Here is a 14,492-nt window from a genome sequence, read left to right on the forward strand (position 1 = left end):
CACCTCTAGGCTGTTTCTAGGATTGGTTTATCCGTTCCATCGACAGCTTCTTTTGTGATGCGGACCAATTTCACATTTTCCTGACTCGGTACTTCAAACATAATGTCCAGCATGGTTTCTTCGATAATGGAGCGAAGACCACGCGCTCCTGTCTTACGTTCGATGGCCTTATTAGCAATCTCTTGAAGGGCTTCGTCGTCAAATTCCAACTCGACATCATCATAAGAAAGCAAGGCCTGGTATTGTTTGACCAAAGCATTTCGTGGCTCTTTCAAGATACGAACCAAGTCATCAACAGTCAATTGCTCCAGAGCTGCAAAGACAGGCAAGCGTCCAATCAACTCAGGGATAATCCCAAATTTTTGAATATCTTCTGCGATGATTTCTTGCATGTAAGAACTGTTTTCGTCAATGGTCTTGCTGTTTTGCCCGAAACCAATGACTTTTTTACCCAAACGCTGCTTGACAATTTCTTCGATTCCATCAAAGGCACCACCCACGATAAAAAGGATATTCTTAGTGTCCACTTGAATCATTTCTTGTTGTGGATGTTTACGTCCGCCTTGAGGAGGTACGCTAGCTACAGTTCCTTCAATAATCTTGAGGAGGGCTTGTTGCACCCCTTCACCAGAAACATCACGTGTAATAGACACATTCTCGCTCTTCTTGGCAATCTTATCAATTTCATCCACGTAGATAATACCACGCTCTGCACGCTCGATGTTAAAGTCAGCAGCTTGCAAGAGTTTGAGGAGGATATTTTCCACGTCCTCACCCACATAACCAGCTTCCGTCAAGGCTGTCGCATCTGCAATCGCAAATGGAACATTCAAACTTCTAGCAAGGGTTTGAGCAAGGAATGTTTTCCCTGAACCAGTTGGGCCAATCATCAAGATGTTTGACTTCTGCAAATCCACATCTTCTGACTCTTCGCGTGTATCATGGAAATTGATGCGTTTGTAGTGGTTATAAACTGCAACTGCCAAGGCACGTTTGGCACGATCTTGACCGATTACATAGTGGTTCAAGATATTGAGAAGTTCGATTGGTTTTGGAACTTCAGACAAGTCTGCCAAGACTTCCTCAGCCAACTCCTCCCGAATAATTTCCTGAGCCAACTCCACACATTCATTACAGATAAAGGCGTTGTTGCCTGCGATTATTTTTTGTACTTCTTCTTGGCTTTTGCCACAAAATGAGCAATAAACCATCATATCATTATTCCTATTTGTAGGCATGATTTCCTTCCGTTCTATTCTATACTGTCATTCTATCTAAAATAAGGTCATGTAAAAAGCATGGATACTATTAACCAAATTGGTAAATGCATTTAACCAGAGCAGGACAGAAAGTCCATAACGCTTTTTACGAAATGCCTGTGCTCCTGCAAGTAAGCAGACCAAACACAGCATGGCTGTGAAAAAACCAAATATACTACGTTCCATTAGACTTCCTTTCTCTTGCGGTATTGGATGGTAAAATCATAAGGATTTTTCTCATCTTTGGCGTAAAATTTGCTTGAAACTGTCTCAAAAAGGGACAAGTCAAACTCTTCAGGGAAATAAGTATCTCCTTCCACCCGAGCATGGATTTGAGTGACAATTACTTCATCCAAATAGGGTTCAAAAGCCTGAAAAATCTGCTTCCCACCAATAATATAGAGATTCTTTTCTTGAGCCTGATACCAGTCGAGAACAGCCTGGACATCCTGAAAAGTAGCAACCCCATCTATCTTTTCTTCTGGATTACGAGTCAAAATCAAGGTCTCGCGTTTTGGAAGCAAGCGACGCCCCATCCCATCAAAGGTCACGCGCCCCATCAAGATAGCATGATTCAGAGTTGTTTCTTTGAAGTGTTGCAGTTCTGCTGGTAAATGCCAAGGCAGACGATTGTCCTTACCAATCACACCTTCTTCATCCTGTGCCCAAATAGCTACAATTTTCTTAGTCATGCTTCCATCCTTTTCACTGATAGTACTATTTTATCAAAAAACTCGAAAAAAGGCTGGTTTGGAATAGCCTACAGAATAGAAAAAATCTGTAAGAAACTTCTTACAGATTTATCTATATTGCTATTATTTCTTACAAACCAGGTGCTTGTCCTAATTCTGCCGCAAGCATCCAGACTGTTTTTTCAAGGTCATCCTTAGCTCCAACAAAGATATCATTGGTTACATCATCGCCTTCTTCATCTGTCACATCCAAAGCTTTTTGGAAAAGAGTGATGAGATAACGATAAATTTCAAGGACACGTTCCAAACTTTCTTCAACATTGCGAAACTCTCCAACTTCTTCTTCGATTTCGCTGTGTTGAAGGAATTCTGTCAAAGTAGAGTATGGTTTACCACCGAGTGTAATCAAGCGTTCGCTGATTTCATCTAAATGACCATCAAGAGCATCCATGTACTCATCCATTTTTGGATGCCATACCATAAAACCACGTCCACGCATGTACCAGTGTACTTGATGAAGAGCAATATGAGCTACATACAAATCTGCTACTGCTTGATTCAAAATTTTCTTTGTATTTACAAGCACTTCAGCTGCTGGTTTAGATAATGTTGCTACGTCTTTTACTGCTTCTTTTTTCAATTCTACCATTCTTCTTACCTCATTCATTATTATTTGTAACCACTTCTTACTGATTACTACCTTAGTATACTACTAAGGAGAACCAATAGCAAGTAAAATGACTCACATGAGAAAAGTTGCAATAGACTGATAATTTAAGAATTTTTTAGAAGTAAACACAGTTGCTTTCAAACTCTTAACAGACAAAAAATAAAGAAGAGCATACAATTTTGTACACTCCTTTATTAGTTTACGGCCTAATACCAGACGCTGACATCCACACGTCCTCGAATCCCTTTAAGAGAGCCTGATGAAGTATATTGCCATCCTTTTTCTCCTGAATAGTGAGGATTATTCCAATCAAGCGCATCTGTATAGGCTGCAACCCAGTTTACATGTTGTAAAATATTTGGATGATTTAAACGGGTTTGCAGAAGCTGACGATAGCTATAAACTTTTACATTTTGGTAATCTGCTTTTTTCATGGTTTCCATATACTTATCGATGATTTTAACCCAAGTATCTGTATCTGTTGGAGCTTTCTTAGATTTATTTCCATATTCCCAGTTTTCAACATCATAATAGATTGGATAAGATAAGTTCATCTTGTATTTCTTTAAGAGTTCAATAGTCTGCTCAGCATCATCCTCAGCATCTGTTTCATTTTCTGCATAGGTATAAAGATATACACCGTAAGGAATGCCGAGTCGATTAAATTCCTGAATATTATAGGCCAATTCCTTATCTTCTACACCACTGTATCCTAAGCGAACAATAACACCATCAACCCCATTTTCCTGGATAACCTTTTTCCAATCGCTAATGTGGCCATTATGCTCACTGACATCAATCACCTTCTTAGCACGGTCAGTTCCGACTTGTTCTTCACGATGGTTAAAGAAATAGCGATGTCCGTTTCGAGAAACCCAACCAACATTCAAGGCTTTCTTTTCTTTCAATTCCCCCGAATCGGCAAAAATATAGCGAGTATCGTCCATAATTAACTCACCTGTTGCCATAGCACCACTTTCAGTAAGATAGTAGTTTCCATGCCACTCATCTTGAGCCATGTAACCCCACTTCTTGAAATAATACCAGTTGCCATCAATCTTTTGCCATTGTTCATTAGCATAAGAACCATCTGCCTTAAGGTAGAACCGACTATTATAATGATCGTCGTAAAGCCATTCATTATGCATCATTGCACCTTGATCATTCAAGTAATAATTTCCTTGCCACTGACTTTTAGCCATGTAGCCCCACTGCTTAAAATAGTACCATTTGCCATTGATTTTTTGCCATTCCTGATTTGAATAAGATCCGTCTGACTTAAGGTAGAACCAGCTTTTATAATTGCTATCATAAACCCATTCATTTTTAGCCATGTAACCACCCGCTTTGAGGTAATAATTTCCATGCCATTCTTTTTGGGCATACCGACCATCTGCTTTTATGTAGAACCAGCTATTATAACTAGTATCGTAAACCCACTCACTCTTAGCTTTTGAACTATCTGCTTTTACATAGAAGTCACCTTCCCAGTGTGCCAATGTTAAATTTTGCTTACTTTCTTCTTTCTGACTACTAGCTTGTGTCTCTTTGACTTCTTTCTTTTTCTCTAGACGCTGACTAGAAGAAGTCTCAATCTTTTTCTCTTCTTTTTGACTTGCAGTCGTTTCTAGTTTCTTTTCTACTACCTTACTAGCAGAAGTTTGAACACTGCTTTCTTCCGAAGATGCTTTCGCTTCAGCTTCATTTGCAGCCACCTGATTAACGATCAATCCAAGCAAAAAGGCACTTGCTAATCCAATTTTTCCAATCTTTATTTTCAATCTTTTCTCTCCTAAAAAAATGGAACAGACATTTGACTGCTGTTCCACCTAGCTTTTGCTACTTACTAATTATTTTACAAAGTCAAGCAAAGCCAAGAAGCTTTCTGCTTCAAGTGACGCACCACCTACAAGCGCACCGTCAACGTCTGGGCAAGCCATGTATGAAGCAACGTTTTCAGGTTTAACAGAACCACCGTATTGAACACGAACTTTGTCTGCAACTTCTTGACCGAAGTCGGCAGCTACAACGTCACGAACCACTTTACACATTTTTTGTGCATCGTCTTGTGAAGCTGATTTACCAGTACCGATAGCCCAGATTGGCTCATAAGCGATAACTGAGGCAGCAACTTGTTCAGCAGTCAATCCAGCCAATGCAGCAGAGACTTGAGCACCTACAAACTCAGCAGCTTTACCAGCTTCGTAAGTTTCAAGGCTTTCACCACAACAGATGATTGGAAGCATTCCGTTTGCAAAGATTGCTTTTGCTTTTTTGTTGATATCTTCGTCTTTTTCGTGGAAGTAGTCACGGCGTTCTGAGTGACCGATCACAACGTAGTCAGTACCGATTTCTTTCAAAACTTGTGGGCTAGTCTCACCAGTGAAAGCACCAGCATTTTCAAAGTAGCAGTTTTGAGCAGCCACTTTAAGGTTTGAACCTTTAGCAGCAGCAAGAACAGTTGTCAAATCAACTGCAGGAGCTGCGATACCTGCTTCAACAAGATCTGATGAAGGAAGTTTTGATGCTACAGCTTCAACGAATGCTTTTGCTTCTTCTGGGTTTTTGTTCATTTTCCAGTTACCAGCGATAAATGGTTTACGTGACATTTCACATACCTCTTTTTTCATTTTATTTTCTATTTATTTTATCACAATTAGACACAGCTTGCAAATCTTACTCGGAATTCAAGCCTGCTTACATGGATTAATCCTTCCAGAGATCCATGGCATTTCTGAAATCTGTAGATACCTGTGTCAACTGAGGATTGTTTGCTTCTCTCTCTGCCCGCTTAGCCTCGATTTGAGCCACACTTTTGATACCTTCATGGCGCCAATTTCTCAAAATCGCCTGAATGTACTTCCAGTTTGGTTTGCCATTCAAAACAGCTTCACGAAGAGCTTCCTTAATCAAGTCAGCACTGGTCCCATCTTCCTTTAGTGTCTTGGTCAAATCCTCAATCTCAAAAGGAGTCAATAAACGCCCCAATTCCTGCTGGAAGGTTTCCACCAAATCCTTGAGCTGATTTTGAGGTGTTAACTGGTCTGAACTCGAATGAGCTGCTCCAAGCAGGTCATCCAAACGTTCCAATGCCAAACTAGCATCAAAAAGCAATTCAATTTCACCATTTAATTCGATGGTTCGATACTGAAGTAGTCCCCTCTCCGTCAGATTGGAAATGGCCTGATTGACATCCGAAATTTCCTTGCCAATCCTTTCAGCAATCTGGCTTGGGGACATTTCTTCCAAGCCTGTCGTATTCTGCAAATAGAAAAATTGCCAGACCAAAAAATCGTCGCTAGAAGGAAAGAGTTCCTTAAAATGCAAGAGCAGGGCACTCGGTAAAACCAAGTTCCCTGATTTAAAAGCGTCTAAATATGTCATAATTCCTCTTATAAATACCCAAATGCAGATTCATCATCTTCTATTTTTCTCCAGTCAAAAGGCGTCTCCTGATAGACCGCATAATTCACCCAGTTACTGAAAAAGAGAGCTGCTGATGAAGACCAACAAAGACAAGGAGTCTGATTGACATCATCATCCTTAAAGTAATTTTCTGGAATATGTGGATCTAAACCTGCATCACGATCCCTAAAATACTCTTTTGCCAGGGTATCACGATCATATTCCAAATGCCCAAAACTATAAATTTCTCGTAAATCCCGACTGGCCAAAATCGAAACCCCAACCTGAGGACCCTCTGATAAAATCTCGAGATTGGTTTTATTTAAGATTTCTTCCTTAGAAATCTCCGTATGTCGAGAATGAGGGGAAACATAACCATCGTCAAAACCTCTAAAGAGAAGATGCCCTTCTTTTAAAGTATCCTGAGGATAGATACCTGATAACTTACTGTCCATCTGGTATTTTTCCACCCCATAACGCAGATAGAGACCAGCCTGTGCCCCCCAGCAGATATGAAGGGTCGAATAGACATGGGTTTTGGACCACTCAAGAACCTGACTGAATTCCTCCCAATAATCCACTTCTTCAAATGGTAAATGCTCAACTGGAGCCCCTGTGATAATCATTCCATCAAAATACTCATCCTTGACTTCAGAAAAGGTTTTATAAAAAGTCTCCATGTGCTCTGAACGAGTTGTTTTAGAACGGTGGCTCTCCATATAGAGAAAATCAATATTCAGTTGCAAGGGCGTATTCGCCAAATGGCGTAACAACTGAGTTTCTGTGACCATTTTCTGTGGCATAAGATTTAAAATTAAAATCTTCAAAGGACGGATATCTTGATGGGCCGCACGTTGATCATCCATGACAAAGATATTCTCTGTCCGCAAAATCTCAACAGCTGGTAATTTTTTATCAATTCGAATCGGCATAACCCTCTCCTAACTGTACTCTTTCAGGAATCATTGCATATGTTTGAAACTCTTCGAAAATCTCTTCAAACCGCGTCAACGTTGCCTTGCCGTACGTATAGTGACTGACTTCGTCAGTTCTATCCACAACCTCAAAGCTGTACTTTGAGCAGCCTGCGGTTAGTTTCCTAGTTTGCTCTTTGATTTTCATTGAGTATGAAACTAAATCTCAAACACTTAGTCCTTTTATTATACTGCAAGAAGATATAGTTTTCAATTATACTTTTTCTCTAACTAGCTATAGTCTATTTTTATATCCTAATGTAGAGAAAACAGCCCTGGGGACTGTTTTTCATTAATAATGCATAAGAACTTTGTAATCGTAGTCACCAATTTTTTCACGGCCGTTCAACTCATCCAATTCAACAAGGAAGGCACAACCTGCCACAACACCGCCAAGTTTCTCAATCATCTCGATGGTTGCTTTAACAGTTCCACCTGTTGCCAAGAGGTCATCTACGATAAGAACACGTTGACCTGGCTTGATAGCATCCGCGTGCATAGTCAAGGTATCAACACCATACTCTTTTTCATAGTCAGCAGAAATGACTTCACGTGGCAATTTTCCTGGCTTACGAACAGGCGCAAAACCAATTCCCAACTCAAAAGCGACTGGACAACCCACGATAAATCCACGAGCCTCAGGCCCTACAATCATGTCAATTTTCTTGTCAGTAGCATACTGAACAATTTCACGAACAGCGTAGCTATAAGCATTTCCATCAGCCATCAAAGGACTGATATCCCGGAAGGTAATACCCTCCTTTGGATAATTTTCAATTGTTGCAATGTAATCTTTTAAATTCATCTTTTTCTTTCTTTCAAAGTTTTTACTCCCTATTATAGCATATTTTCTTCAAAAGAAGAAAGCAAAACTCCATTTCCTTTTTCAAGTCAAGAGCAAAATAGCTCAGTTCTTCCTTCTTTGGGTGAAAAACCAAGCAAAAAACGAGCACTTTCGCACTCGTTCTCTGATATAAACTACTGATTAAAGTGAGTTTACGTCAACTTTGATACCAACACCTTGAGTCGTTGTGATAGTCAAGTTTGTTACGTAAGTTCCTTTAGCTGTAGCTGGTTTTACTTTTTGAATTGTTTCGTTAAAAGCTTTGAAGTTTTCAACCAATTTTTCAGCTTCAAATGATACTTTACCAATGATTGCTTGAACGTTACCTGCACGGTCAGCACGGTAAGTGATTTTACCACCTTTAGACTCTTCAACTGCTTTAGCAACATCCATTGTTACAGTACCAGTTTTAGGGTTTGGCATCAAGTTACGTGGTCCAAGGACACGTCCAAGACGTCCAACAAGAGCCATCATGTCAGGTGTAGCGATAACTACATCGAAGTCCAACCAACCGTCGTTGATTTTAGCAACAAGGTCATCTTCACCAACAAAGTCTGCACCAGCAGCTTTTGCTTCTTCAGCTTTTGCACCACGTGCGAAAACAAGAACGCGTGAAGTTTTACCAGTACCGTTTGGCAATACCATTGCTCCACGGATTTGTTGGTCAGCTTTTTTAACGTCGATGTTCAAGTTGTAAGCAACTTCTACAGTTGCATCAAATTTTGCAAAGTTAGTTTCTTTTGCAAGTGCTACAGCTTCTTCTACGCTGTATGCTTTTGTGCTGTCGATTTTCTCAAGAGCAGCACGAAGTTGTTTGCTTTTTTTAGCCATTTTCTATTCTCCTTGTAAGTGGTTCAATCGATTTTCATCTCCCACGTCACTTCTCGAAATGATGAAGTCTTGCGGGTTTTCAGTCTATTAGATTCTTTTCCTACTTTGTTAAGCTCCCTTGCTGTACCCAAGTACAAGCATCAGTCACTTGCCTAGTATGAAAAGCAACTAATAAACTGCTGTGAGATTTTCTACTGTGTTATTGATTAGTCAACAACAGTGAATCCCATAGAACGAGCAGTACCTTCGATCATACGCATTGCAGACTCTACGTTTGCTGCGTTCAAATCTGGCATCTTAGTTTCTGCAATTTCTTGTACTTGTGCACGAGTAACTGTAGCAACTTTAGTTTTGTTAGGTGTACCTGATCCTTTTTCAACACCTGCAGCTTTTTTCAAAAGAACAGCAGCTGGTGGTGTTTTCGTAACGAAAGTAAATGATTTGTCTTCGTATACTGAGATAACAACTGGAATGATCATACCAGCTTGGTCAGCAGTACGAGCGTTGAACTCTTTTGTGAATCCCATAATGTTGATACCAGCTTGACCAAGAGCAGGTCCAACCGGTGGAGCTGGTGTAGCTTTACCAGCAGGGATTTGCAATTTTACAAGTTTTTCGACTTTTTTAGCCATTTTTAAATCCTCCTTTGTGGTTTTGGCGGTAATGTAAGATTTTTACCTCCCACAAGCATGCTTTACGCATACTCATCTATTATACACTATTTATCTAGAATTGCAAGAGAAAAGTTTATTTTTTATACTCAATGAAAATCAAAGAGCAAACTAGGAAGCTAGCCGTAGGTTGCTCAAAGCACAGCTTTGAGGTTGCAGATAAAACTGACGTGGTTTGAAGAGATTTTCGAAGAGTATTAATCGACGTAATCTCCGCCTTCAAATCCATAGTATTCTTCCAAACTGAGACCACTCTCTGCAATTTCTTTGGCTTCTTTTCCGACATAACGAAGGTGCCATTCTTCAGCCATATAGCCGGTTTCTTTTTCCTTACCTTTGAGATAACGGACAACAAAGCCATAATCAGCCGCATGGTCCAAAAGCCATTGAGCCGCTTTTTCTTCTGTCACCAATTCTCCATTTGTGCTAATCACATCAAAGGCCAAACCTGTTTGGTGTTCGCTATAGCCAGGACGGGCAGAGTAACGGTCAGCTGCTGCCTTCCCATCTTGGTTGACATAATCTTGATAGAGCTTGGTCTGAGTTTCATAACTTCTAAAACCACTGTACTGATCGCTAATCGGGAAACCTGCCTCTTGCATTGCTTTGATAAGTTTGACCAACTCTGCCTTGGCTGTTGGATTTTCCCCTGGATTATAGTCTTTAGACAAGGGATAATGTTTATTTGCTACGATGATTTCATCGTATTTCCCTTGGATGCTGTAGTAGTCTCCTTTGTTAACCACTTCTGCTTTTTTCTGGGCAGCTCCTTGAGACTTACTTCCAACTGTTCCATCAGCTTTAGCAGTTTGCTCTGTCTTAGCTGAGCCATCTTCATTTTTTGCTTTTTCTTGTGAACAAGCTGCTAGACTCAAGGCTAGCAAGGCTGTCAAGATAAGGTATCTTTTTTTCATTTCTACTCCTTTATTTCTAATAGTTTATCTACTTCTGACGATAAACGTTTGACTAATTGTTTAATCTCATCCGTTTTTGCTTGGTAGGTCTCTGCTGTCATTTCTTCAAATGGAACCCACCATACTGGACCACGTCCATTGAGACCGTGACCATTCATGTCACCTCTTCGTCTAGGAAACAGATGCCAATGAAGATGGGCATCGCCATTTCCTAGCAGTTCGATATTCATTTTCTCAGCAGCAAAGGCCTTAGCAACCGCCTCTTGGACCACACTCATTTCCTCTAGAAAACGGAGTCTTGTCTCCTTTTTCAAATGGTGCAATTCGGTGACATGTTCCTTGGCTAGAAAGAGACTATAGCCTGCAAAATACTGGTGGTCACCGATCACAAGATAGCCTGTTTCCAACTCTTTGACAAAATAGGGATTTTCTCCCTTCTTGATGAGCTCAATTCTCTGGCAAATAAGGCACATATTAGTCTACCAACGCGCTCTTAAGATAAGCATCAACCATACGCTCCGTCGCGACAACTGAATCAATATGAGTACGCTCATAAGAATGACTAGACTCGATACCCGCGCCAAGGAGGGCGTGTTTGACCTCTGCCCCTGCGGACATGGCCGCTGAAGCGTCCGATCCATAAAATGGATAGATATCCAACTTAAATGGAATATCTTGCTCTTTCGCCAAAGCCACCAAATGTTGACGGAAGTCATAGTGATAAGGTCCAGAAGCATCCTTGACACAGATAGACACTGTATATTCGTCTGTTTGCTGGTCATCTCCCATTGCTCCCATATCCACAGCCAGATATTCTACTACCTGAGCAGGAATATTAGAATTAGCCCCATGCCCCACTTCTTCAAAGACTGAAAAAGCAAAATGGGTTGTTACAGGTAACTCAATCTTCTCTTCCATATAAATACGAAGCAGATTAAGCAAAATCGCTGCACTGACCTTATCGTCCAAATGACGAGACTTGATAAAACCTGTCTCTGTCACGACAGTTCGTGGATCAAAACTGATAAAATCGCCGACCTCAATCCCCAAGGCACGAGTTTCTTTTTCATTTGTTACTTTTGCATCCAAACGCACTTCCATATTGTCCTGCGTGCGTTCTGCAGTTCCTGCATCCTTATAGACATGGCAAGATGTTTGGTGGATAAGGATGGTTCCTGATACTGTTTCACCTGTGCTAGCCACATGAACGGTACAGTTTTCACCTTCAATCATGTTCCAAGGAAAGCCACCGATACGATCCAGTTTGAGACGGCCGTCTGGTTTGACAGCACGGACAATGGCCCCCAGCGTATCCACATGGGCAGTCACATAGCGATGCTCTTCATCATTTTGACCTTTGATGGTCACATTGACACCACCCTTGGCTGTGCGAACCGGCTGGTAACCAAAAGCTTCTAAAGTCTTGACTAAATAGTCTGAAATCTCACGAGTGAAGCCCGTTGGCGATGCAATAGCTGTCAGTTCTTTGATATATTCTACTGTTTGATTCATTTCTTCACCTCTTTTGCTACCTATTATAACACATTTATCATCGGATAAAAAAAGAAAATCACTCCTGTAGACTTGGCTACAAAAGTGATTTTAATGATTATTCCATTTCAAAAACATCGCTTTCTTGCTTGTTTGGTAGAACCAATGAGAGTAAGATTCCGACAATGGCTGGTACTAACCATGGGAGTGATGCCTTGGCAAAAGGAAGAGCGTTGACAAGGTTTGCAAGAAACTCAACCTTAAACGAGCTTCCTAATACGCTTGCAATGGCAATAGCTGTAACCACAGCAATTGTCAACTGCATACCTGGTTTTGAAAGGGCAACAAATTTGTTGACAATGACAATCATAACGATAGCAATCGTGATTGGATACAAGATAACTAGTACTGGAATTGAGTACTTGATAATCGCATCAAGACCTAAATTAGCAATAGCAAATCCAATCAAGGTAAAGGCTGTCGCATAAACCTTGTAGCTGATTTGTGGGAAGCGCTCATTAAAGAACTCAGCTGTAGACACAATCAAACCAACTGTTGTTGTGAAGCAGGTTACGGTAACCATAGCTGCAAGGAAGAGTTGGGCTGTTGAGCCAAAGATTTCTTGAGTCGCTTGTGACAAGATGTAAACACCAGGTGTTCCACCTTTCATCGCTTCAGCTGGTACTGGGAAATGATTTCCAAGGAAACCTAAACCGATATAAAGAGCGCTGAAGGCAAGAGCAACAACGATACCAACCACCCAAATAGTCGAAATGTATTCTTTCTTACTTGAGAAGCCAAGTTGTTTCACGGTTTGAACTGCGATTACGCTAAAGGCAACTGAAGCAAGGGCGTCCAAGGTATTGTAACCTTCTAGGAAACCTGTACCAAAGGCAGAAGCTTGATAAGCAGCTGAAGCAGCTTGAGGACTTGTTCCACCGTATTTGAAAGCTCCCAGAACAACCAAGATAACAATCAAAATCGCAAAGACTGGTGTTAAAATACGGCCGATACGGTCCAAGATTTTTGATGGATTAAGCGAAATCAAATAGGCTGCCACAAAATAAAGAACCGTAAAGACAATCAAACCAAGACCTTTATTTGCATCCGATAAAAGGGGGCTAATCCCTACTTCGTAAGCTGTTGTAGCTGTACGTGGGATAGCAAAGAATGGACCGATTGACAAGTAAAGAACTGAGAGGTAAAGAGTCGCAAACCAAGGCGCTATCTTTGTTGAAATCTCGTAGATATATCCTTTAGGATTTAACGTTCCAATAATCAGAGTCAAGACGGCGATACCGACGCCTGAAAAGACAAAACCTGCGATGGCAGGAAGAAAATGTTCTCCAGATAGAGCACCTAGAGAAGGCGGAAAAATCAAGTTCCCCGCACCAAAAAATATTCCAAACAGGAGCAAACCTGTTAGGGCACCTTTTTTAGCCATGAAAATCTCCTTCATATTTATAAAATACTGACCTAGTATATCATGAATAGGAGCATGAAAAAAGCTTCACGAAGTAAATATTGAATGTTTTCAAGATTCTTAAAAATGAGAATTGTCTAAAAATAAAATTCTCCTACCTAGTCCACACCAAGTAGGAGAAAATTCTAATGTTTATACTCTTCGAAAATCTCTTCAAACCACGTCAGCTTCACCTTGCCGTACTCAAGTACAGCCTGCGGCTAGCTTCCTAGTTTGCTCTTTGATTTTCATTGAGTATTAAAGTTCTTCAAAGGCCATCATGCCACCTTGGACATTGATAACCTCATAACCTTGTTCTGATAAGAATTGGCAAGCGCGCGCCGATCTCATTCCAGATTTACAAATAACATAATGTAACTGATCCTTGTCCAATTGATCATAAGTGTCAGCTAATTGACTCAGAGGAAGATTCTGAGCACCTTCTAAATGAAGAGCTTCAAACTCATCCACTTCTCTCACGTCCACTAGAGAAAGTTGGTCGTTTTGGTAAAGCTGGTAAAATGCGTCAAAGGCTATTTCTTTCATTCTTTTTCTCCTAATACTCTTCGAAAATCTCTTCAAACCACGTCAGCGTCGCCTTACTGTACTCAAGTACAGCCTGCGGCTAGCTTCCTAGTTTGCTCTTTGATTTTCATTGACTATAAAATAGTTTTAATTCTTTTTTTCAAATCCGGCACTACTTCTGATTCAAACCAAGGATTTTTAGCCATCCAGATTTGATTTCGCGGTGAGGGATGAACTAGTGGAAAATAGGTTGGCAAGTAGTTCTGGTAGTGTTTTACCCGTTCTGTCACCTTGCCACTGACTTTCTCCTGTAAATAGTAGGCCTGGGCATATTGCCCAATCAAGAGGGTCAATTGAATATCTGGTAATTCTTGCAAGAGCTGTGGATGCCATTTTTCTGCAAAGCCAGTTCTCGGTGGCAGATCACCTGACTTGCCATGCCCTGGAAAGTAGAAATCCATAGGCAAAACAGCAAAATATCCTGAATTGTAAAAGGTATCTTCATCCACACCTAGCCAGTCCCGCAAACGATCACCACTCTTATCTTTCCAGTAAAGGCCTGCTTCTTGGGTTTTAAGTCCAGGTGCCTGACCGATGATATTGATGCGAGCAGTCTTTGGCGCTGCAAAGAGAGGCTCAATGCCACGCTCTGTATAGCTGACATTTTGTGGATCTGACATAATAGCCTGCTTGATTCTTTCAATTTGAGACATCTACTTTCCCTCCAAAAAGAAGTCTAAGCATACAATCTCAG

At 40.7% G+C, this 14,492-nt stretch carries 17 protein-coding genes; all 17 read right to left on the minus strand.

Going from position 1 to position 14,492, the window contains the following annotated elements; genetic code table 11:
• Nucleotides 1-5 precede the first annotated feature (5 nt).
• The 17 genes from clpX to UKS_RS07485 all read right to left on the minus strand — a co-directional run bounded on the left by clpX (nucleotide 6) and on the right by UKS_RS07485 (nucleotide 14,451).
• On the minus strand, nucleotides 6-1,238 hold the full coding sequence (clpX, locus tag UKS_RS07405; RefSeq protein ID WP_156012415.1) for an ATP-dependent Clp protease ATP-binding subunit ClpX: 1,233 nt from the start codon (nucleotides 1,236-1,238) through the stop codon (nucleotides 6-8).
• A gap of 36 nt (nucleotides 1,239-1,274) precedes the next feature.
• Nucleotides 1,275-1,445, minus strand: coding sequence for a hypothetical protein (locus UKS_RS07410; protein WP_000442260.1), 171 nt, complete (start codon nucleotides 1,443-1,445; stop codon nucleotides 1,275-1,277).
• Entirely contained in the window at nucleotides 1,445-1,951 is a 507-nt protein-coding gene (locus UKS_RS07415; RefSeq protein WP_156012417.1) for a dihydrofolate reductase, read from the minus strand. Before UKS_RS07415 ends, UKS_RS07410 begins: the two co-directional genes overlap by 1 nt.
• A 130-nt stretch (nucleotides 1,952-2,081) precedes the next feature.
• A complete protein-coding gene (locus tag UKS_RS07420; protein ID WP_173020475.1) occupies nucleotides 2,082-2,600 on the minus strand; it encodes a Dps family protein in 519 nt (172 codons plus the stop codon).
• Between the two features lie 227 nt (nucleotides 2,601-2,827).
• Complete coding sequence (lytC, locus tag UKS_RS07425; RefSeq protein ID WP_443031388.1) at nucleotides 2,828-4,402, minus strand: choline binding-anchored murein hydrolase LytC; 1,575 nt, start codon at nucleotides 4,400-4,402, stop codon at nucleotides 2,828-2,830.
• Nucleotides 4,403-4,471: 69 nt separating this feature from the next.
• Nucleotides 4,472-5,230 (minus strand): triose-phosphate isomerase, encoded by a 759-nt coding sequence (gene tpiA, locus UKS_RS07430; RefSeq protein ID WP_156012421.1) that lies wholly within the window; start codon nucleotides 5,228-5,230, stop codon nucleotides 4,472-4,474.
• Between the two features lie 97 nt (nucleotides 5,231-5,327).
• The gene (locus tag UKS_RS07435; protein ID WP_156012422.1) at nucleotides 5,328-6,005 is read right to left on the minus strand and encodes a DnaD domain-containing protein; all 678 of its coding nucleotides are present in this window, start codon (nucleotides 6,003-6,005) and stop codon (nucleotides 5,328-5,330) included.
• 8 nt (nucleotides 6,006-6,013) lie between these two features.
• Nucleotides 6,014-6,958: a homoserine O-acetyltransferase MetA gene (metA, locus tag UKS_RS07440; RefSeq protein ID WP_156012425.1), complete on the minus strand. Its 945-nt coding sequence runs from the start codon at nucleotides 6,956-6,958 to the stop codon at nucleotides 6,014-6,016.
• A gap of 334 nt (nucleotides 6,959-7,292) precedes the next feature.
• Nucleotides 7,293-7,805 carry an adenine phosphoribosyltransferase gene (locus UKS_RS07445; RefSeq protein ID WP_001049318.1) on the minus strand — a complete coding sequence of 171 codons (513 nt, stop codon included), beginning with the start codon at nucleotides 7,803-7,805 and terminating at the stop codon, nucleotides 7,293-7,295.
• A 180-nt stretch (nucleotides 7,806-7,985) separates the two neighbouring features.
• Nucleotides 7,986-8,675: a 50S ribosomal protein L1 gene (gene rplA / locus UKS_RS07450; protein ID WP_001085677.1), complete on the minus strand. Its 690-nt coding sequence runs from the start codon at nucleotides 8,673-8,675 to the stop codon at nucleotides 7,986-7,988.
• Nucleotides 8,676-8,881: 206 nt separating this feature from the next.
• Complete coding sequence (rplK, locus tag UKS_RS07455; RefSeq protein WP_001085809.1) at nucleotides 8,882-9,307, minus strand: 50S ribosomal protein L11; 426 nt, start codon at nucleotides 9,305-9,307, stop codon at nucleotides 8,882-8,884.
• A gap of 236 nt (nucleotides 9,308-9,543) precedes the next feature.
• On the minus strand, nucleotides 9,544-10,260 hold the full coding sequence (gene ldcB / locus UKS_RS07460) for an LD-carboxypeptidase LdcB/DacB (protein WP_156012427.1): 717 nt from the start codon (nucleotides 10,258-10,260) through the stop codon (nucleotides 9,544-9,546).
• Between the two features lie 2 nt (nucleotides 10,261-10,262).
• Nucleotides 10,263-10,733 (minus strand): HIT family protein, encoded by a 471-nt coding sequence (locus tag UKS_RS07465; RefSeq protein ID WP_156012429.1) that lies wholly within the window; start codon nucleotides 10,731-10,733, stop codon nucleotides 10,263-10,265.
• Between the two features lies 1 nt (nucleotide 10,734).
• The gene (locus tag UKS_RS07470; RefSeq protein ID WP_156012431.1) at nucleotides 10,735-11,772 is read right to left on the minus strand and encodes a M42 family metallopeptidase; all 1,038 of its coding nucleotides are present in this window, start codon (nucleotides 11,770-11,772) and stop codon (nucleotides 10,735-10,737) included.
• A gap of 97 nt (nucleotides 11,773-11,869) precedes the next feature.
• Nucleotides 11,870-13,195: a branched-chain amino acid transport system II carrier protein gene (gene brnQ, locus UKS_RS07475; protein WP_173020476.1), complete on the minus strand. Its 1,326-nt coding sequence runs from the start codon at nucleotides 13,193-13,195 to the stop codon at nucleotides 11,870-11,872.
• A gap of 276 nt (nucleotides 13,196-13,471) precedes the next feature.
• On the minus strand, nucleotides 13,472-13,759 hold the full coding sequence (locus UKS_RS07480; protein ID WP_000658234.1) for a rhodanese-like domain-containing protein: 288 nt from the start codon (nucleotides 13,757-13,759) through the stop codon (nucleotides 13,472-13,474).
• Nucleotides 13,760-13,872: 113 nt separating this feature from the next.
• Nucleotides 13,873-14,451 (minus strand): uracil-DNA glycosylase family protein, encoded by a 579-nt coding sequence (locus tag UKS_RS07485; RefSeq protein WP_156012435.1) that lies wholly within the window; start codon nucleotides 14,449-14,451, stop codon nucleotides 13,873-13,875.
• Between the last annotated feature and the right edge of the window lie 41 nt (nucleotides 14,452-14,492).

The sequence above is a fragment of the Streptococcus sp. 116-D4 genome, assembly GCF_009731465.1.
Lineage (GTDB): Bacteria > Bacillota > Bacilli > Lactobacillales > Streptococcaceae > Streptococcus > Streptococcus pseudopneumoniae_E.

Bases quoted from the DNA above. Each gene is read 5' to 3' on its own strand.
- UKS_RS07410 (WP_000442260.1), bottom strand. From the start codon at position 1,445: ATGGAACGTAGTATATTTGGTTTTTTCACAGCCATGCTGTGTTTGGTC.
- UKS_RS07485 (WP_156012435.1), bottom strand. From the start codon at position 14,451: ATGTCTCAAATTGAAAGAATCAAGCAGGCTATTATGTCAGATCCACAA.
- rplK (WP_001085809.1), bottom strand. From the start codon at position 9,307: ATGGCTAAAAAAGTCGAAAAACTTGTAAAATTGCAAATCCCTGCTGGT.
- UKS_RS07420 (WP_173020475.1), bottom strand. From the start codon at position 2,600: ATGGTAGAATTGAAAAAAGAAGCAGTAAAAGACGTAGCAACATTATCT.
- tpiA (WP_156012421.1), bottom strand. From the start codon at position 5,230: ATGTCACGTAAACCATTTATCGCTGGTAACTGGAAAATGAACAAAAAC.
- UKS_RS07445 (WP_001049318.1), bottom strand. From the start codon at position 7,805: ATGAATTTAAAAGATTACATTGCAACAATTGAAAATTATCCAAAGGAG.
- UKS_RS07435 (WP_156012422.1), bottom strand. From the start codon at position 6,005: ATGACATATTTAGACGCTTTTAAATCAGGGAACTTGGTTTTACCGAGT.
- rplA (WP_001085677.1), bottom strand. From the start codon at position 8,675: ATGGCTAAAAAAAGCAAACAACTTCGTGCTGCTCTTGAGAAAATCGAC.
- ldcB (WP_156012427.1), bottom strand. From the start codon at position 10,260: ATGAAAAAAAGATACCTTATCTTGACAGCCTTGCTAGCCTTGAGTCTA.
- clpX (WP_156012415.1), bottom strand. From the start codon at position 1,238: ATGCCTACAAATAGGAATAATGATATGATGGTTTATTGCTCATTTTGT.
- brnQ (WP_173020476.1), bottom strand. From the start codon at position 13,195: ATGGCTAAAAAAGGTGCCCTAACAGGTTTGCTCCTGTTTGGAATATTT.
- UKS_RS07480 (WP_000658234.1), bottom strand. From the start codon at position 13,759: ATGAAAGAAATAGCCTTTGACGCATTTTACCAGCTTTACCAAAACGAC.
- UKS_RS07415 (WP_156012417.1), bottom strand. From the start codon at position 1,951: ATGACTAAGAAAATTGTAGCTATTTGGGCACAGGATGAAGAAGGTGTG.
- UKS_RS07470 (WP_156012431.1), bottom strand. From the start codon at position 11,772: ATGAATCAAACAGTAGAATATATCAAAGAACTGACAGCTATTGCATCG.
- UKS_RS07465 (WP_156012429.1), bottom strand. From the start codon at position 10,733: ATGTGCCTTATTTGCCAGAGAATTGAGCTCATCAAGAAGGGAGAAAAT.
- metA (WP_156012425.1), bottom strand. From the start codon at position 6,958: ATGCCGATTCGAATTGATAAAAAATTACCAGCTGTTGAGATTTTGCGG.